The sequence below is a fragment of the Luteibacter sp. SVR4-7G genome (genome assembly GCF_056755555.1).
Window position 1 is genome coordinate 12,130 of sequence record NZ_JBPGXO010000049.1, and the last position, 16,926, is coordinate 29,055.

Consider the following 16,926-nt stretch of genomic DNA (forward strand, 5'->3'; position numbering starts at 1 on the left):
CGCGCTCCTACGCCCCAGCGAAATACCAGGCCACGAACACCGCAAAGACTCCGTAAAGCGCGCCGATCGGCATGAGCCAGCGCGCTTCCACCGCCCCGCGCCGGAACATCGCCCACAGCGCGATGACCGCCACGGCGGTGATCGCGCCGGCCACCACCAGCGGCGTGTCGAACAGCCATGGCGTCGCGAACAGCGCCAGCGAACTCGGAATCGTCGCCTGGATCATCATCGCGCCGGAGATGTTGGCCAGCGCGAGCCGCTCCTTGCCCTGGCGCACCCAGATCAGCGCGTTCACCGTCTCCGGCAGTTCGGTGGCGACGGGGCTGAGCACCAGGGCCACGATATGCGGCGACAACTGGAAGAATGCACCCAGCGACTCCAGCTGCCAGACGAAGGTCCGCGAGGCCACCGCGATCACCAGCAGCGCCAGGCCCGTCTGCAGCGCCACCCAGGCCATGGCGGGATTGGCGTCGCCGCGGCGGAACAGCAGCGGCTCCAGCTCCTCGTCTTCCGGCGCACTGGTGTCGTCGCGCATCTCCCGCCAGACGTAGAAGGCGTAGGCAAGCAGGAAGAGCACGCCCAGCCACGGCTTCCAGGCGAAGGCCACGAGGCCGAGGGCGATCTTGGCGATGAAGATCCCGAGGAACCAGGACTGGTCGCGGGCCAGGCGGCGATTGTCGACGCGGACCCAGGAATCGGCTCGCTTCAAGCGTTTACGACCGGCATATAAAGCGGATCCGACCACGGCATAGGCGATGGTGGACAGCACCAGTGGACCGCCCAGCGCGGCGCCGACGCCGATGTCCCGTGCCTCCGGGGTCTTGCCGAAGATCACCGCCACGAAGGTCACGGCGCTTTCCGGCAGTGCCGTGCCGAAGGCGGCCAGCACCGTTCCCGTCGTGGTGGCGCCGAGGTTGAGCTTGCGCCCGAACCATTCGACGCCGTTGACGAAGTACTCGCAGGCGAAATAAATGGCCCCGGCCGACACCAGGAACAGGAAACACGTGAGCAGCATGGATCGCCTAAGGCCGGGCGAGCGAACGGAACCGATGGCACAACGACACCGCTCGCCCGGCCAGGGTGAGCATGTCGGTGGCCAAAGGTCTCGCCGGGCGGGCGGCGCATGGAGTTGCGCCGTTGCCGTTCGCGCCATGGGGTCGCAAGACCGCCAAGTCTGTTGACGCGAACTCCTCAGGGGGAACGAGGATGGCTACTCCCCAATGACATCGGCGCGAATGTTAACACGGGTTCGAGGTTCGGGGACCCCTCCATGGACCGGGACAGACAAGCCGTTACACCTTGGTGGCGATGACGTCTTCGATGGTCCAGGCGCCGGGGGCGCGGCCGGCGATCCACGCAGCGGCTTCCAGCGCGCCGCGGGCGAAGATCGAGCGATCGGTGGCGCGGTGGCCCAGTTCGATGCGCTCTCCCTGGCCCATCAGCAATGCCTGGTGCTCGCCGACGATATCGCCGCCGCGCACCACCGCGAAGCCGATCGTGCCTGCCTTGCGGGCGCCCGGGCGGCCTTCGCGCGCATACACCGCCAGCTCGTTGAGAGTGGCACCGCGCCCTGCCGCCGCCGCATGGCCCAGGGCCAGCGCCGTGCCGGACGGAGCGTCTTCCTTGCGATTGTGATGGGCCTCGACGATGTCGAGGTCCCAGTCCGGAAGCGCCGCGGCCGCCTCGCGCAACAGGCGGGTGAGAACGGCGACGCCAAGGCTGAAGTTGGCGGCATGCAGCACGGCGATGCGTTCGGCGGCCTTCGCCAGGCGGTCTTCGAGCGCAGGGGATAATCCGGTGGTTCCGGTCACCAGGGCCGCGCCGCTTGCCTCGCAACGGTCCAGCGCCGCGACCAGTCCCTCCGGGCCGCTGAAATCGACCACCACGTCGGCATCGCCAGCCCCCGACCAGTCGCCGAAGCGAACGGGCGACACGTCGCCGTACACCGCCTTGCCCAAGCGGGCGGAAGACGAGGAGACCACGGCGCGCACCAGTTCGAAACGATCGTCATCGCGCACGAGGTCGAGCAATGCCAGGCCCATGCGACCGGAGGCGCCGCTGATGGCGAGACGGACTGGACGGGTCATGGAAGGCCTTGGGATTTGGGGAGGTCTGCGAATGCTAGTAGGAGCACGCCTTGCGTGCGACTCCTTCTGGTTGTAGGAGCGCGCCTGCGCGCGACGTCTTTTGAGGCCTTGAGCAACAGGCCCTGGTGCTCGCCGCGAAAAGACGTCGCGCGCAAGGCGCGCTCCTACAACTACGGCTGGGGTCAGGAGGTGACGCGCGACCAGAAGTCCTTTACGCCGTCCATGAAGGTGGTCGAGCGCGGCGTGTGTTTTGCGGCTTCCTCGCCGACGAAGGTGGCCTCGAGCTGCTGCAGCAGGTCGCGCTGTTCCTTGGTCAGGCGCACCGGGGTTTCCACGACGACCGTGCAGATCAGGTCGCCCGTGCGGCCACCGCGCACCGACTTCACGCCGCGGCCGCGCAGGCGGAACTGCTGCCCCGTCTGCGTTTCCGGCGGCACGTTGACGGCAACTTCGCCTTCCAGCGTGGGCACCATCAATTCGGTGCCCAGCGCGGCCTGGGCAAAGCGGATCGGCATCTCGCAATAGAGGTCCGAACCGTCGCGCTGGAAGATGGAGTGTTCGCGAACGCGCACCTCCACGTAGAGGTCACCCGCGGGCGCCCCGGCCGGGCCGGCTTCGCCCTGCCCCGTGAGCCGGATGCGATCGCCGTTGTCCACGCCCGCGGGAATACGCACCGACAAGGTGCGCTCTTCCTCGAGACGGCCTTCGCCGTGGCACTTCTTGCAGGGCTTGTCGATCTTCTGGCCGGAGCCGTGGCAGGTCGGGCACGCCTGCTGGATGGAGAAAATGCCGTTCTGCATGCGCACGCGGCCGTGGCCGGCGCAGGTCGCGCACTTCGACAACTTGCCATCTTCCGAGCCGGTGCCATTGCAGTGGTGGCAATTGACCTGGGTGGGCACCTCGATCTTCTTCTCGACGCCGAACACGGCTTCCTCGAGGTCGAGGTCCATCATGTAGCGCAGGTCCGCACCGCGGCGCGCGCGCTGGCGCCCGCCGCCACCGCCGAAGATGTCGCCGAAAATATCGCCGAAGATGTCGCCCACGTCGCCGAAGCCGGCGCCATTGCCGCGACCGTAGCCGCCACCCTCGAAGGCCGCATGACCGTACTGGTCGTAGGCCGCGCGCTTCTGCGCGTCGGAGAGGATGTCGTACGCTTCCTTCGCTTCCTTGAACTTCTCGATCGCGTCCGGATCGTCCGGATTGCGATCGGGGTGGTACTTCATCGCGACGCGACGAAAGGTCTTCTTGAGGTCGCCCTCCGTCACGGTGCGTTCCACACCGAGGATTTCGTAGTAGTCGCGCTTGCTGCTCATTGACCGCTTGCTTTCCCTGGACGGACGATCGCGCCGGCGGGTTGCCCCTCGGCGCGATCGTTCCGGTCTACCGTTGGAGACGGGCCGCGAGCCCCTCGCCCGCGGCACGTCGCTCGTTCAGACGACTTACTTCTTGTCGTCCTTGACTTCGGTGAACTCGGCATCGACCACGTCGTCCGGCTGGGCCGAACCGCCGCCGGGAGCCGACTGCTGCGAGGTGTCCTGCGAACCGCCGGCCTGCGCCGCGGCGTACAGCGACTGGGCGACCTGCTCGAGGTTGCCGATCTTCGCCTCGATGGCGGCCTTGTCGTCGCCGTCCTTCACCTTCTCGAGCTCGGACACCGCCGCGTCGATGCTGGCCAGCTGCTCGGCCGGCACCTTGCCGCCGTGCTCCTTCAGCTGGCTGCGGGTGGCGTGGACCAGCTGGTCGGCCTTGTTGCGCACCTGCACCAACTCGTGGAACTTGCGGTCTTCCTCACGGTTGGCTTCGGCGTCCGCCACCATCCGCTGGATCTCTTCGTCGGAAAGGCCCGAGCCGGCCTTGATCTCGATCTTCTGCTCCTTGCCGGTGTCCTTGTCCTTCGCCGACACGTGCAGGATGCCGTTGGCGTCGATGTCGAAGGTGACTTCGATCTGCGGCGTGCCGCGCGGCGCCGGGCGGATGCCCTGCAGGTCGAACTTGCCCAGCGACTTGTTGGCGTTGGCGCGCTCGCGCTCGCCCTGCAGCACGTGCACGGTGACGGCGGTCTGGTTGTCGTCGGCCGTGGAGAAGACCTGCGAAGCCTTGGTCGGCACCGTGGTGTTCTTCTCGATGAGCTTGGTCATCACGCCGCCCATCGTCTCGATGCCGAGCGACAGCGGGGTGACGTCGAGCAGGAGCACGTCCTTGACGGAACCGCCCAGCACGCCGCCCTGGATCGCGGCGCCGACGGCGACGGCTTCATCCGGGTTGACGTCCTTGCGCGCTTCCTTGCCGAAGAAGTCCTTCACGGCTTCCTGGACCTTGGGCATGCGGGTCTGGCCGCCGACGAGGATGACCTCGTTGATGTCGGACACGCGCAGGCCTGCGTCGTTGAGCGCGGTGCGGCACGGCTCGATGGTGCGCTTGACCAGGTCTTCCACCAGCGACTCGAGCTTGGCGCGGGTCAGCTTGATGTTGAGGTGCTTCGGGCCCGAGGCGTCGGCCGTGACGTACGGCAGGTTCACGTCGGTCTGGTGCGACGAGGACAGCTCGATCTTGGCGCGCTCGGCGGCGTCCTTCAGACGCTGCAGCGCGAGCTGATCCTGGCGCAGGTCGATGCCCTGCTCCTTCTTGAATTCCTCGACGAGGTAGTCGATGACGCGGTTGTCGAAATCTTCGCCGCCGAGGAAGGTGTCGCCGTTGGTGGCCAGCACTTCGAACTGCTTCTCGCCGTCGACGTTGGCGATCTCGATGATCGATACGTCGAAGGTACCGCCGCCGAGGTCGTACACGGCGATCTTGCGGTCGCCCGAGGAGGTCTTGTCGAGGCCGTAGGCCAGCGCAGCCGCGGTCGGCTCGTTGATGATGCGCTTGACGTCGAGGCCCGCGATGCGGCCGGCATCCTTGGTGGCCTGACGCTGGCTGTCGTTGAAGTACGCTGGCACGGTGATGACTGCTTCAGTCACCGGCTCGCCAAGGAAGTCCTCGGCGGTCTTCTTCATCTTCATGAGGACCTTCGCGGAGACTTCCTGCGGGGCCATCTTCTTGCCGTCGGCCGTCTGCACCCACGCGTCGCCGTTCTCGTGCGCGACGATGCCGTACGGCACGATCTTGATGTCCTTCTGCACTTCCGCGTCGGTGAACTTGCGGCCGATGAGGCGCTTCACCGCGTAGAACGTGTTCTTCGGATTGGTGACGCTCTGGCGCTTGGCCGGCGCGCCGACCAGGACCTCGTTGTCCTTGGTGAACGCGACGATGGACGGCGTGGTGCGATCGCCCTCCGCGTTCTCGATGACGCGTGCGGTCGAACCTTCCATCACTGCCACGCAGGAGTTGGTCGTACCGAGGTCGATGCCGATGATCTTGGCCATTGAAGTTGCTCCGTATTTCTAAGCGGCCCCCGCGGCCGCGACTGTGTTTGAAAGTGGGGACCTGCCCCGCCGATTCAATGCCTGGTGAGACCCCCCGTGTGGCGCGAACCCGCGCCACACGGGGTTTTGGTTCAGTTGTCGCGCACCACGGCGACGAGCGCCGGACGCAGCAGACGGTCGTTCAGCACGAAGCCCTTCTGGACCACCGCCACCACCGTGCCGGGCGCGTGCTCGTTCGACTCGACCGAACTGATCGCCTGGTGGTGTTCCGGGTTGAACGGCTGGTGGAGGGGATCGATCACGGTCAGGCCGTTCGACTGGGTCACCTTCTCCAGTTGCTTCAACGTCAGCTCGAGGCCCTCGCGCAACGTCTTAGCGTCGGCGGAGTCGTTCGTGAGGCCGAGCACGATGCCGTCGTAAACCGGGAGCAGGTCGCCCAGCAGCTTCTCGTTGGCGAAACGGCGCGCCTGTTCCAGATCGCGCTGAAGGCGGCGGCGCTGGTTCTCGATCTCCGCCCGCTCGCGCAGGACCGTCTCGCGCGCCCCGGCCAGTTCGGATTCGAGGGCGCTCAGCTTCGCGGTAAGGGCGTCGAGGTCGGCGCTCACGCCGCCTTCCGCCGCACCGCCGTCCTGCACCTGATCCGGCACATGGGGATCGTTGTTCTGCATGCTTGCTCCAAATGTCAGCCTACCGGCCCACTCCAAGAGGGGGCCGAACATTCGCGGGAAATAGTAAACCCGCCTCCCGGGGCGGTTTATGAGGTCACCGCGGCGCGATTCAAGGCGTCGCTGAGCAATCCGGCGGTGGCCTGGACCACCGGGATCACCCGCTCATATGCCATACGCGTCGGTCCAATAACTCCGATCGCGCCGAGCATGCGGCCGTTGGTGCCATAGGTGGCGGTGACGATGCTGCAACCGTCCAGGGCCGAGAACCCGGATTCCTCGCCGATGAAGAGGCGAACGCCCGGGGCCTGGACACACATCTCCATCAGCTGGAGCAGGTCGCGCTTCTGCTGGAAGGCGTCGAACAATTCGCGGAGCCGGTCGATGTCGGCCAGCTCCGAATAGCCCATGAGGTTGGTCTGGCCGCTGACCAGGACGTCCTCGGCGTCCTCCTCCGGGGCGAACGAGGCCGTGGCCAGTTCCACCACGCTCGAGAGCAGGCGGTTGAGTTCGCCGCCGGCCTCGCGCAGTTCCGCCGCCAGGTGCGCCCGGATGTCGGCCAGGCGGAACCCGGCGAACTGCGCGTTGAGGTAGTTCGCGGCCTGCTCGAGCTCCGCGGCGTCCAGCGGCCGGGCCAGCTGGACCACGCGGTTCTGCACCTGGTTGTCGGAGAAGACCAGAATCACCAGCACGCTGGCGTCCGGCAGCGGCACGAAGTCGATGTGGCGCAGCGGGAAATCGCCCTGGCGCGGGACGGTGACCACGCCCGCGAAGCGGGTCATGGCCGAAAGCAGGTTCGACACGTTGCCGAGCAGGTCGCGCGTGGTCGTCTGGCGCGGCGGCAGGCTGCCCTGCAGGCGCGCCATCTCGTCGCGCGGCAGGGGCTTGAGCTCGAGCAGGCTGTCGACGAACAGGCGCAGGCCGCGCGGCGTGGGCACGCGGCCCGCCGACGTATGCGGGGACGCGACCAGTCCGGCGTCCTCGAGGTCCGCCATGATGTTGCGGATGGTCGCCGGGCTGACTTCCAGCCCGGAAGAACGCGCCAGCGTGCGCGAGCCGACCGGCTCGCCATCGGAAAGGTATTGGGAAATCAGGGTCCGCAGCAGCCGGCGCGCGCGAGCATCGATGTCGTGACCGGGGAACGGGTTCATGCGCAGGCTGGGGTCGGCAAGGTCGGATCGTCTTCCTATCAATAAGGTCTTGCCGCCCGGCTTGCAAGTCTCGGCTTCTGCGACGCCGCTCCCGCTACAATCGGCGCGATTCCATCCGCCGCCCCGGTCCCCATGCTCACCTCGCTCTACGTCCGCCAGTTCGCCGTCGTCGAAGAAGCCGAGGTCTCCTTCGGTCCAGGCCTTACCGTGGTCAGCGGCGAGACCGGCGCCGGCAAGTCGCTGCTGGTCGATGCGCTGATGCTCCTGGCCGGCGCCCGTGCCGACAGCGGCATGGTCCGTGCGGGCAGCGACCGGGCCGAACTGGCCGCCGAGTTCGACCTGACCGGTCTGCCGGAGGCCTCGGACTGGCTGCGCCAGGAAGAACTCGACGATGGCGACACCTGCCAGCTGCGCCGGGTGATCCGCACCGAGGGCAGTTCGCGTGGCTGGATCAACGGCCGTCCCGCCAGCCTCGCGCAGATGTCCGCACTGGCCGCGCTGATCGTGGAAATCCACGGCCAGCACGAGCACCAGGCCCTGCTTTCGCGCCAGCATCAGATGGCTCTTCTCGATGCCTATGCCGGCAATGAGCAACTGCTGACACGCGTCCGCGATACCGCCCGCGCCTGGCGCGACGCCGTAGCACGCATCCGCGCCCTTTCCGGCGGAGATGACCGCGAGCGCCAAATCGAACTGCTCACGCACGAATTGGAAGAACTCGAGCGCTGGGCGCTGGCGCCCGCGGCGCTGGAGGACCTGGAAGCGCAGCACCGCCGCCTGGCCAACGCCGGCCGGCTTGCCGAGGGCGCGAACGGCATCGTCGAGATGCTCGACGGCGAGAGCGAATTCGCCATCGGCCGCGCCCTGCTCCGTGCCCATGCGGAGCTCTCGCGGCTGGCGGAACTCGACGGCACGCTCACGCCGCTACTGGAACTCCTCGACAGCGCGCAGATCCAGGTCGGCGAGGCGGTGGACGGCCTCGGCCGTTACGCGCAGGACGTGGAACTGGATCCGGAGCGGCTGGCCGAGGTGGATACGCACCTCACCCACCTGCACGACCTGTCGCGCCGCTACCGCCTGCCGATCGAAGAATTGTTTGCGAAAGCGGATGACGTCCGCGAACGCCTCGCGGAACTCGAAGGCGCGGGCGACGCGCTCGACCGCCTCGCCGGCGAGCGCGACCGCCTGCGCAAGGAATACGATGCTGCCGCAGCCGCCTTGTCGAAGGCACGCGCGGAGGCTGCGGGCCGGCTAGGCGCCTCGGTGGCCGCGCTCATGGGCGAACTCGGTATGGCCGGCGGCCGCCTCGAGGTCTCCCTCGAACCCGCCGAAGGCGACGAGCCGGACCCGCAGGGCCGCGAGCGTTGCGAGCTGCTCGTCAGCGCCAACCCTGGCCAGCCGCCGCGCCCGCTGCGCAAGGTCGCGTCGGGCGGCGAACTGGCCCGCATCAGCCTCGCCATCGAAGTGGCCACGCTGGGTAACGACAACATCGGCTGCATGATCTTCGACGAGGTGGACACCGGCATCGGCGGCGCCGTGGCCGAGGTGGTCGGCCAGAAGCTTCGCGCGCTGGGCGAACGCGTGCAGGTGCTCTGCGTGACCCACCTGCCGCAGGTGGCCGCGCAAGGTCATTCGCACCTGCAGGTGGCGAAGGAAAGCGATGGCGAGGCCACGCGCACGCGCATCCACGCGCTCGATGCGGCAGGCCGCCGCGATGAGCTCAGCCGCATGCTCGGCGGTGTGGAAATCACCAAGGAAACGCGCGCGCACGCGAAGAAGATGCTCGACCGCGCACAAGGCTGACCCCGGTCGTCCTGCGAAGGCAGGGATCCAGCGTCTTAGGCGTACGAGGTTATTGCAAGAAGCGAGTCACTGGGTCCCTGCCTTCGCAGGGACCCAGTGACTCAGCTGCGGATCAGCCCGCGCTCCTGCGCCATCCGGTACAGATCCAGCTCCGATCCTGCATTGAGCTTGTTCATCACCGCCGCGCGGTGGATGTAGATGGTCTTCTGTCCGATGCCCAGCTCCGCCGCCACCTGCTTCGGCGCGCGGCCGATGGCCAGCAGCAGGAATACCTCGCGCTCGCGCGCGGTCAGCCGGTTGAAGGGATCGAGGTCCGTCGAAGGCCGTCCCGAACGGCGCTCGCGCAGGTCCGAACTCAGGTATTGCTCGCCGCCCAGGACCGAGCGCACCGCGGCCACCAGTTCCTCCGGCGCCACGCCCTTGGTGACATAGCCACGCGCACCGCGGCGCAATGCTTCGGAAACATAGGGTTCGCCATCGTGCATGCTCAGCACGACGACCTTCATGCCCGGTGCGATGCTGGCCAGGTGCTCGATGAGCGGCAGCCCGCTGCCGTCGGGCAAGGACAGATCCACCGCCACCAGATCGGGGCGATGCTGCGTGACCGCTTCCACCGCCTCGTCCGCATTGCGGGCTTCGGCGACGACGTCCAGGTCGGGTTCCAGCTCGATGAGCCGCTTGAAACCCTCGCGAACGATGGCATGGTCATCTACTAGGACGATTCTAGGCATAGGTGGAATGTAGCAGCGCATACCCGCCGTGTACCATTCCGGCATGCGCTTACCTGGTGTTTCCCGCTTCGCCGGTCCCCTGCTCGCGGTGGCCTATGCCGCCGCCTGGATCATGCTGTGGCCGACCGAGCAGCCCTATTGGGTCCTGCCCTTCGGCCTCCGCTTCGGCGCCCTGCTGCTCACGCCCAGCCGCGACTGGTTCTGGATCCTGGGCGCGGAGATCGTCGCCAGCGGCTTCTGCGAATGGCGCAGCGGCCTGCCCATCGGCGGAGCCGGCTTCGTGCTGGGCGACGCGCCCGAGCCCCTGATGGTGGCCGCCTGCCTATGGCTGCTGCGCCGCGCACACCTCCATGCCAGCCTGAACACGCCCGAGGACGTGGCCCGCCTGCTGCTTTCGGCCATGGTCACCGCCACGGTCGCCACCGCCGGCAACGCGGCGATGATGGCCTCGATGCATCCCGCGGCCCCCGTGGAAATGCTCGGCACGACCTTTGGCAGCGACCTCCTCGGCAACTACCTGGGCGTGCTGCTGGTGGTGCCGGTGATGATCCTGGCCTTCCGCGAGCGGCCGACACAGGCCGCCATGGCCGAGCTGCTGCTCGATGGCCTGCTGGTGATGCTGCCCTCGCTGGCCATCCTCATTACCCTCGCCGAGTACTCGCCCCAGCCGCAGTTCGCCCGCGTGCTCTCCCTCGCGCCGGTGCTGTTCTTTGCCTTCCGCCACGGCTGGCGCGGCGCCGGCCTGGCGATGCTGATCACCAGCGTCGGCCTGAACGTCACCGAGGACATGATCGGGCGCGGTGCTCCAACCGCGGCGGCCCATCTATTCCTCGCGGTCGCCGGCACGGGCACCCTCATGCTCGGCGCCGCCACGGACGCCCTCCGCCGCAGCAGCGAGCGCGTGGCCCAGCAGAACACCCACCTGGCCGCCGCCAACCAGCGCCTGGACCAGCTGGCACGCCAGCTGCGCGATGCGGCCCGAGGCAACCTCCAGGCCGAAGAAAGCCTGCGCCGCCACATGACCGCCGAGCTCCACGACGAGCTGGGCCAGAACCTCACCGCGATCCAGACCCACCTGAAGCTGGCCCAGACCCGCCTTGGCAGCGCGGGCCTGGAGGACATCGGCACGTCGATCAACGCCATCCTCGGGCATATGCGCAAGGCCCTGCACCGGATGCTCGACAGCCTGCGCCCTTCGGTCCTGGACGAATTCGGCCTCCTGCGGGCCCTGGACGAAGGCCCGATCCGCGACATGCTCACGGCGGCCGGCATCACCTATGTGACGGACCTGCGCGGCGAGCCGCGCCTGCTGGACGACGACACGCTCACCGCCATCTACCGCGTGGTGCAGGAAAGCGCCACCAACGTGGTGCGCCATTCGGGCGCGAGCCGGATGACCCTGCGCCTGCGCATCGGCATGCGCGACAGCGGCCCCGTCGCCATCCTCGACATACGCGACAACGGCAGCGGGCTGTCGACCAACCCGCGGCCGGCACGGAGCGACGGCGGCGGACGGGGGCTGCAGGGGATGAGCGACCGCATCACCGCCCTGGGCGGCATCTTCCGCATTCGCCCCGAGCCCATAGGACTTCACCTGCGCGTGTTGCTTCGCAGCACAAGTATCGGATCTGGCATAGGAAATTTTCCAATACCGGGACAGTGAACCGTTCGTTACGATCCCATTATCGATGTGGGGGAGCCGCCGTCGAGAGACGGCGAGCCCGGGTCGGTCGTGGGGACGATCGACCTGATGAGGCGACAGGATGTCAGCCTCGCCGGTGCGACATGGTGGTCCGTGGATCCAGCGAGCAACTCGCGTTCCATGAGCCATGAAGACGCCGGATCAAGCCGTCGGTGGACAGGAGTCCACCGGCGGCGTTTTTATTTGGGCTTTCGAAATTCAGGCGCCTACGCCTTCCCATTGCCCCGCACCCTCCCGTCGTCCCTGCGCAGGGACCCAGCGACCCCCACCACATCCACCCAAAAGCAAAAGGGCCCCGAAGAGCCCTCTCTGAAATCGCGCCGGCGCGAAAAGCCACTGGGTCCCTGCCTTCGCAGGGACGACTCTGGTCTTAGCGCTTCTTCTTGGGCCGCACGTACAGGACAAGGCTGTGGTCCTCGATCACATACCCGTGCCGCTCGGCGATCTCATGCTGGAGCCGCTCGATCTCTTCGCTAATGAACTCGATGACCTTTCCGCTGTCCACGTCGATCATGTGGTCATGATGCTTGCCGCGGTCCAGCTCGTAGACGGCCTGGCCGCCCTCGAAGTTGTGCTTCATCACGATGCCGGCTGCCTCGAACTGGGTCAGCACCCGGTACACCGTGGCGAGCCCGATGTCCTCCTGGTGCGACAGCAGGCGCTTGTAGATGTCTTCGGCGGTGAGGTGGCGCTCCTCCGCCTCCTCGAAGATCTGCAGGATCCGCATGCGCGGGTGCGTGACTTTCAGGCCCGCCTTGCGTAGCTCTTTGGTTTCCTGGTCCATGTCAGACCCCTCGCGGTGCCAGAAGGCGCTTAGTGTATCATCACAGGCTTCACGATCCGGACGTAACTACGCATGCAAAAGCTCATCCGCACGCTGGGTTTGGCCATGATGGCGATCGCCATCGCGGGCTGTGGCCTCGTCTATACCCCCGACGTGCAGCAGGGCAACCTGCTCGACAAGAAGAACGTCGACCAGTTGCAGCCGGGCATGACCAAGCGCCAGGTCCTCGTCCTCCTGGGCACCCCGTCGGTCATTTCCCCGTTCGACCAGGACCGCTGGGACTACGTCTCCACCTTCTCGCACCGCGGGAAGGCGATGACCAAGCGCACGCTCACCCTCACCTTCAATAACGACACGCTGGTCCGCACCGAGGGCGATTTCTTCGCCCAGGACGCCGAGCAGCTGCTGAAGGACTCCAAGAAGTACAAGGCCAACCCCACGGGCGACGCCGAGGGCGACAAGAACACCAGCGGCAAGAAGGACGACGACGACGGCGGCTTCAGCGTCGGCGGCTCGTCGGACGACAGCCCGGCCAGCAAGCGCGACCAGAAGTAAGGCCGGTCAGGCGCCGCGGGCCGCGCGGCGCCGCCTGGCTTCCATCGGGTCGAGGATGAGCGGGCGGTAGACCTCCACGCGCTCGCCCTCCTCCAGCACCCGGTCGGCCGGTACCTTCTTTGCGAAGATGCCCAGGCGCGAGGGATCGGGTGCGATGCCCGACGGCAGCTTCGGCAGCGCCAGTTCCACGGCCTGCCACGCCGTCGTCCCCGGCGGCACGGCCAGCGCGACCACTGCCTGGCCTTCGGGACCCGCGTAAGCGACCTCGACGGCGATCTCAGCCATACTGCCGGCGCGCCTCTTCGCAGAAGTCGTCCACCATCCGGTTCGCCAGTTGCTGGAAACCCATCTTCAGCACGCTGCCGCCGAGGCCGGCATAGTCGAAATCCAGCTCCAGCGCGATCTTGCACCCGACGTCGCCCAGGGCCTGGAAGGTAAAGACGCCGTCCAGCGAACGGAACGGGCCCTCCACGAACTGCATGGTGAGGCGCTCCGGCCGCTGCATCGTGTTCCGGGTGGTGAAGTGCTGCTTCAGCCCGGCGAACTTCAGATCCAGCCGGGCCACCAGGGTGTCGTCGGAGCGCTCCACCACGGTGGCGGCGTCACACCAGCCGAAGCGCTTTGGGTATGCTTCCACATCGTTGACCAGGTCGAACATCTGCGCGGGCGTGAACGGCACGATCGCACTGCGGCGGATTTCAATCATGAAGACCTCGTCTCATTCGCCGGCGAACGGACCCGCCGGCCTTGTATCAGGGACCCGATAGACCGATTTTAACGGACATGGCAAAAGCGAAGGCTAAGGACACGGAAAAAGAAGGCGGCGGCACCATCGCGCTGAACAAGCGCGCGCGCCACGAATACCATATCGACCAGCGCTTCGAATGCGGCATCGAGCTGCAGGGCTGGGAACTGAAGGCCCTCCGCGCCGGACGGATCAACTTCGGCGAAGGCTGCTACGCGATCATCCAGCACGGCGAGGTGTTCCTCGTGGGAGCGCAGATCCCGCCGCTGATCAGCGCCTCCACCCATGTGGTGGCCAACGACCGGCGCACGCGCAAGCTGCTGCTCCACCGCGAGGAGATCGACCGCCTGATCGGCGCGGTGGAACGCAAGGGCTACACCCTGGTGCCTACCGCCCTGTACTGGAAGCACAACAAGGTGAAGTGCGAAATCGGCCTGGCGAAGGGTAAGCAGGAGCACGACAAGCGCCAGTCGGACAAGGAGCGTGAATGGGCCGTGGACAAGCAGCGCGTCATGCGCGCGCATAACCGCGTTGGCTGACTGAACGCGGGGGAACGCGCCCATTGTGACGCCCCTCCTCCGCCCCTATACTTCGAGTTGGTAGTCTCACAACAGTTTCCCCGGGGGTGTTCTGGCTTCGACGGGGGTAGTGCGATTGCCTGGTGCATGCCGAGGGGGCAGCTTTCCTCGTTAATCCAGCAGCAAAACTCATAGTTGCCAACGACAACTACTACGGTGACAACTCGGTGGCTCTCGCCGCCTAAGCTGTCCGGCCCCTAAAAAAGGCCAACCGCCCGAACCCACTTGTGCTCGTGCTCGTCGGTGTAGGGTCACTATCACGGGATCGCTGAAAGACTCTCCGTCTGGGGGTCTGACGCCAGACTAATCAGGCATGTCCGCCGGTGCGCTTAGCACGCCGTGCTGTCGGCGGACGAGATCTAACGGTGAGCTAAGCATGTAGATCCGGGGATTAAACGCCTTCGGACGCGGGTTCGACTCCCGCCACCTCCACCAACGTGACGCAAAGGGCCGATGACGAAAATCATCGGCCCTTTGCGTTTTCAGACAGGCACGTAGGTCAGCCTGACCACGTCCGTGGCGATGACTTCGTTTCCAATGAGGCGCAATCGCGACCGCGCTCCTGCGAAAAACGGCTTGCCGTGGCCAAGCACGACCGGGTGGATGTAGAGCCGATACTCGTCGACCAGACCAAGATCCGCCAGACACCCTGCCAACTCCGGACCAGCAACCTCGATCGTCCCATCTTGCTCCGCCTTCAGCCTCCTTACCGCCGCCTCGACGTCTTGAGCGACGAGCGTGGCATTCGGACCCACCGACTTCATCGAACGCGAGACGACCCATTTGGGCTTGCTCCGCCACGCCGTTGCGTATTCACGCCCGGCCGCGTCCCACTCCGGAAGGTCGTCGTCCCAATAACGCATGACTTCGTACATGCGGCGGCCGTAGATCATGCCCGTCAGGCCGCGCACGTCTTCTATGAAATGCCGGAAGAGCACCGGATCGGGACGTCCGAGTTGCTTATGCTCCACGTAACCGTCCAGGGACTGATTCAACGCAAAAACGAGCTTAGCCATGAAAAAATCCCCCGCTTACCCAGGCATCAGTCACAACATGAAGTGCTTGGTGAGGACCCCGTAGGTTAGAAACGAGGATACAGCAAGCCACGCGAACATCGTCCAGCGCGGGCTGTGCTCCTGGCGGAATGCCATCCATAGCGCAAATGGCACGATTGAGTACCGGTTTTCGATCAGCAATGATGACGCAAGACAAACGATACTGAATGGGTAGACGAGCAGCCCGCGAGGTTCGCGAAAGCGCGTGAACGCCATCGAGCAGGCGGCCAGCCCGACCAAGATACCGGAAGATTTTCAGCCATCCATGCCTGACGGCAACAATGAATGCGTTGCGGATGAAATAGTCCGTGAAAGCGTGGTTATCGCCACTGCCGCGCAGCTTGACAAGACAGCCGGCAAGGATAGGAATCGCAATCAACCATGGCCTCTTGCGCAGGGCCGTGCCAAACAATTTCAGTCCTTTCCATGACTCGTATGGAAAAAGCAGCAGGAACAGGAGCAATGCGAACCACACATTACCTGCGTGGAAGCCGAGATCGGGGTGATAACCGGCCACCTTGGATGAAAAAGCGATGCTCCCGTTCCAGTGCCAATAGGCCAGGAAAGCCAGAGCAGGTGCTGCATACGGCATCGCCTTCGCGCTGACGGCGCCTAGTCGCGCCGATAAAGGCACGTCATGTCGTGACAGCATGGGCCACGACGCATATGTCGCGAGAAAGGCAGCCCATATAACGTTGTTCTGCCGCACTGCCAGAGACAGCGTCAGAATGACGGCTGACAAAACATGCCGTCCATGCAAGGTCGACAAGACTGCCGACAACACGATAGCCAGCGAAAAAATATCCGTGTAGGCGAGGAAATAATAAGGGAAGAAGAGCGGGAACACGAAGAAGAGAAGCGCGCCATAAATCGCCTCGTCGTCGTCCAGCTTGCGCCTGATGAAGTAGAAGAGCACCGCCGCGATTACACCAAACGCAGCACCGATTGCTCGCATGGCTCCCATGGACGAGAGCCCCGCCATGGTCATCAACCCGGCCATCATCAGGTGGTAACCTGGGATCATCGCCAGATTCGGCTGGGTATCCAGGCTCCCCCTCATAAAACTTTCGATCTGGGGCACATGGACCGCTTCATCGACGATCGTCTGCGATTGCAGCAGAGAAAGGCGAATAAAAAGTGTAACGATCAAAATTAAAAGCAGCGTGCCCGCCATGCGCCATCGCGCACCTGTGTTCGGCAGCATCTTCAAGTCCCTTCCCCCTGATCCGCTTCGCGCCTTGCGTAACGGTTAAACAACCCCCGGATTATCTCCCAGCGGAGATTGGATGTCTCCTTTCAGGCGCGGCCTTCCGCTCTTCCATCCGGGCGCCGAGTTCGGCCAGCTCCTCCTTCGACATTTGCACGCCGTGCTGTCGGCGGACGAGATCTAACGGTGAGCTAAGCATGTAGATCCGGGGATTAACGCCTTCGGACGCGGCGTGCATTCGGCCCAACCTCTTTTAGCGAGCGAGAACCATAGACGTGCCCGCCAAACCGCGCATGTCTTCGATGAAATGACGGTATGGGTCGTGGGCGAATGCCTGGTGATCGACATATCCGTACAGGGACTGGTTCAACGCGAAAAACAAGCTCGCTACGACAAATCCCCCTGAGAAACTCCCGAGTAGCCCTCTTTATACGGACACTAGCCACCGCTCTGGTGAAATCGTGGGCTGCCGCGCAACGGACGTGCCGGATCATGTCC

General features: G+C 65.6%; 16 protein-coding genes, 1 other RNA gene and 1 riboswitch. Of the genes, 5 read left to right on the forward strand and 12 right to left on the reverse strand.

What is annotated here, in order from left to right; translation table 11 throughout:
* Positions 1 to 7: 7 nt before the first annotated feature.
* The 6 genes from ACR9ZH_RS16005 to hrcA form a co-directional block, all read right to left on the reverse strand.
* Positions 8 to 1,015 carry a sodium:calcium antiporter gene (locus tag ACR9ZH_RS16005; RefSeq protein WP_481291753.1) on the reverse strand — a complete coding sequence of 336 codons (1,008 nt, stop codon included), beginning with the start codon at positions 1,013 to 1,015 and terminating at the stop codon, positions 8 to 10.
* A gap of 19 nt (positions 1,016 to 1,034) precedes the next feature.
* Positions 1,035 to 1,231: riboswitch (yybP-ykoY riboswitch) on the reverse strand.
* A gap of 61 nt (positions 1,232 to 1,292) precedes the next feature.
* Complete coding sequence (gene dapB / locus ACR9ZH_RS16010) at positions 1,293 to 2,087, reverse strand: 4-hydroxy-tetrahydrodipicolinate reductase (protein ID WP_481291754.1); 795 nt, start codon at positions 2,085 to 2,087, stop codon at positions 1,293 to 1,295.
* A gap of 182 nt (positions 2,088 to 2,269) precedes the next feature.
* On the reverse strand, positions 2,270 to 3,400 hold the full coding sequence (gene dnaJ / locus ACR9ZH_RS16015) for a molecular chaperone DnaJ (RefSeq protein ID WP_481291755.1): 1,131 nt from the start codon (positions 3,398 to 3,400) through the stop codon (positions 2,270 to 2,272).
* Between the two features lie 126 nt (positions 3,401 to 3,526).
* Positions 3,527 to 5,452: a molecular chaperone DnaK gene (gene dnaK / locus ACR9ZH_RS16020; RefSeq protein ID WP_481291756.1), complete on the reverse strand. Its 1,926-nt coding sequence runs from the start codon at positions 5,450 to 5,452 to the stop codon at positions 3,527 to 3,529.
* A 131-nt stretch (positions 5,453 to 5,583) separates the two neighbouring features.
* Complete coding sequence (gene grpE / locus ACR9ZH_RS16025; RefSeq protein WP_481291757.1) at positions 5,584 to 6,120, reverse strand: nucleotide exchange factor GrpE; 537 nt, start codon at positions 6,118 to 6,120, stop codon at positions 5,584 to 5,586.
* Between the two features lie 86 nt (positions 6,121 to 6,206).
* Complete coding sequence (gene hrcA, locus ACR9ZH_RS16030) at positions 6,207 to 7,268, reverse strand: heat-inducible transcriptional repressor HrcA (protein WP_481291758.1); 1,062 nt, start codon at positions 7,266 to 7,268, stop codon at positions 6,207 to 6,209.
* Between the two features lie 132 nt (positions 7,269 to 7,400).
* On the opposite strand from hrcA, the gene recN reads away from it, so the two are divergent.
* The gene (recN, locus tag ACR9ZH_RS16035; RefSeq protein WP_481291759.1) at positions 7,401 to 9,071 is read left to right on the forward strand and encodes a DNA repair protein RecN; all 1,671 of its coding nucleotides are present in this window, start codon (positions 7,401 to 7,403) and stop codon (positions 9,069 to 9,071) included.
* Between the two features lie 101 nt (positions 9,072 to 9,172).
* On the opposite strand, the gene ACR9ZH_RS16040 is transcribed toward recN, so the two are convergent.
* Complete coding sequence (locus tag ACR9ZH_RS16040; RefSeq protein ID WP_481291760.1) at positions 9,173 to 9,802, reverse strand: response regulator; 630 nt, start codon at positions 9,800 to 9,802, stop codon at positions 9,173 to 9,175.
* 43 nt (positions 9,803 to 9,845) lie between these two features.
* On the opposite strand from ACR9ZH_RS16040, the gene ACR9ZH_RS16045 reads away from it, so the two are divergent.
* Positions 9,846 to 11,465 (forward strand): MASE1 domain-containing sensor histidine kinase, encoded by a 1,620-nt coding sequence (locus tag ACR9ZH_RS16045; protein WP_481291761.1) that lies wholly within the window; start codon positions 9,846 to 9,848, stop codon positions 11,463 to 11,465.
* 409 nt (positions 11,466 to 11,874) lie between these two features.
* On the opposite strand, the gene fur is transcribed toward ACR9ZH_RS16045, so the two are convergent.
* Positions 11,875 to 12,288, reverse strand: coding sequence for a ferric iron uptake transcriptional regulator (gene fur / locus ACR9ZH_RS16050; RefSeq protein WP_331542185.1), 414 nt, complete (start codon positions 12,286 to 12,288; stop codon positions 11,875 to 11,877).
* A gap of 72 nt (positions 12,289 to 12,360) precedes the next feature.
* On the opposite strand from fur, the gene ACR9ZH_RS16055 reads away from it, so the two are divergent.
* Positions 12,361 to 12,843: an outer membrane protein assembly factor BamE gene (locus tag ACR9ZH_RS16055; RefSeq protein WP_481291762.1), complete on the forward strand. Its 483-nt coding sequence runs from the start codon at positions 12,361 to 12,363 to the stop codon at positions 12,841 to 12,843.
* A gap of 6 nt (positions 12,844 to 12,849) precedes the next feature.
* On the opposite strand, the gene ACR9ZH_RS16060 is transcribed toward ACR9ZH_RS16055, so the two are convergent.
* Positions 12,850 to 13,128, reverse strand: coding sequence for an RnfH family protein (locus ACR9ZH_RS16060; protein WP_481291763.1), 279 nt, complete (start codon positions 13,126 to 13,128; stop codon positions 12,850 to 12,852).
* Complete coding sequence (locus tag ACR9ZH_RS16065) at positions 13,121 to 13,549, reverse strand: type II toxin-antitoxin system RatA family toxin (RefSeq protein ID WP_481291764.1); 429 nt, start codon at positions 13,547 to 13,549, stop codon at positions 13,121 to 13,123. Before ACR9ZH_RS16065 ends, ACR9ZH_RS16060 begins: the two co-directional genes overlap by 8 nt.
* A gap of 77 nt (positions 13,550 to 13,626) precedes the next feature.
* On the opposite strand from ACR9ZH_RS16065, the gene smpB reads away from it, so the two are divergent.
* Together smpB and ssrA are read left to right on the forward strand one after the other, a co-directional pair.
* On the forward strand, positions 13,627 to 14,127 hold the full coding sequence (gene smpB, locus ACR9ZH_RS16070) for an SsrA-binding protein SmpB (RefSeq protein ID WP_481291765.1): 501 nt from the start codon (positions 13,627 to 13,629) through the stop codon (positions 14,125 to 14,127).
* An 82-nt stretch (positions 14,128 to 14,209) separates the two neighbouring features.
* Positions 14,210 to 14,601, forward strand: a transfer-messenger RNA (tmRNA) gene (ssrA, locus tag ACR9ZH_RS16075).
* A gap of 47 nt (positions 14,602 to 14,648) precedes the next feature.
* Here ssrA and ACR9ZH_RS16080 read toward each other — a convergent pair.
* Together ACR9ZH_RS16080 and ACR9ZH_RS16085 are read right to left on the reverse strand one after the other, a co-directional pair.
* Positions 14,649 to 15,182: a dihydrofolate reductase family protein gene (locus tag ACR9ZH_RS16080; protein WP_481291766.1), complete on the reverse strand. Its 534-nt coding sequence runs from the start codon at positions 15,180 to 15,182 to the stop codon at positions 14,649 to 14,651.
* Positions 15,175 to 16,425: a Dol-P-Glc:Glc(2)Man(9)GlcNAc(2)-PP-Dol alpha-1,2-glucosyltransferase gene (locus ACR9ZH_RS16085; protein WP_481291767.1), complete on the reverse strand. Its 1,251-nt coding sequence runs from the start codon at positions 16,423 to 16,425 to the stop codon at positions 15,175 to 15,177. Before ACR9ZH_RS16085 ends, ACR9ZH_RS16080 begins: the two co-directional genes overlap by 8 nt.
* Positions 16,426 to 16,926: the final 501 nt, after the last annotated feature.

Coding starts and splice junctions, on each gene's coding strand:
- ACR9ZH_RS16065 (WP_481291764.1), bottom strand. CDS start 13,549: ATGATTGAAATCCGCCGCAGTGCGATCGTGCCGTTCACGCCCGCGCAG.
- grpE (WP_481291757.1), bottom strand. CDS start 6,120: ATGCAGAACAACGATCCCCATGTGCCGGATCAGGTGCAGGACGGCGGT.
- recN (WP_481291759.1), top strand. CDS start 7,401: ATGCTCACCTCGCTCTACGTCCGCCAGTTCGCCGTCGTCGAAGAAGCC.
- hrcA (WP_481291758.1), bottom strand. CDS start 7,268: ATGAACCCGTTCCCCGGTCACGACATCGATGCTCGCGCGCGCCGGCTG.
- ACR9ZH_RS16085 (WP_481291767.1), bottom strand. CDS start 16,425: ATGCTGCCGAACACAGGTGCGCGATGGCGCATGGCGGGCACGCTGCTT.
- dnaJ (WP_481291755.1), bottom strand. CDS start 3,400: ATGAGCAGCAAGCGCGACTACTACGAAATCCTCGGTGTGGAACGCACC.
- ACR9ZH_RS16055 (WP_481291762.1), top strand. CDS start 12,361: ATGCAAAAGCTCATCCGCACGCTGGGTTTGGCCATGATGGCGATCGCC.
- dnaK (WP_481291756.1), bottom strand. CDS start 5,452: ATGGCCAAGATCATCGGCATCGACCTCGGTACGACCAACTCCTGCGTG.
- ACR9ZH_RS16060 (WP_481291763.1), bottom strand. CDS start 13,128: ATGGCTGAGATCGCCGTCGAGGTCGCTTACGCGGGTCCCGAAGGCCAG.
- ACR9ZH_RS16045 (WP_481291761.1), top strand. CDS start 9,846: ATGCGCTTACCTGGTGTTTCCCGCTTCGCCGGTCCCCTGCTCGCGGTG.
- dapB (WP_481291754.1), bottom strand. CDS start 2,087: ATGACCCGTCCAGTCCGTCTCGCCATCAGCGGCGCCTCCGGTCGCATG.
- fur (WP_331542185.1), bottom strand. CDS start 12,288: ATGGACCAGGAAACCAAAGAGCTACGCAAGGCGGGCCTGAAAGTCACG.
- ACR9ZH_RS16040 (WP_481291760.1), bottom strand. CDS start 9,802: ATGCCTAGAATCGTCCTAGTAGATGACCATGCCATCGTTCGCGAGGGT.
- ACR9ZH_RS16005 (WP_481291753.1), bottom strand. CDS start 1,015: ATGCTGCTCACGTGTTTCCTGTTCCTGGTGTCGGCCGGGGCCATTTAT.
- ACR9ZH_RS16080 (WP_481291766.1), bottom strand. CDS start 15,182: ATGGCTAAGCTCGTTTTTGCGTTGAATCAGTCCCTGGACGGTTACGTG.
- smpB (WP_481291765.1), top strand. CDS start 13,627: ATGGCAAAAGCGAAGGCTAAGGACACGGAAAAAGAAGGCGGCGGCACC.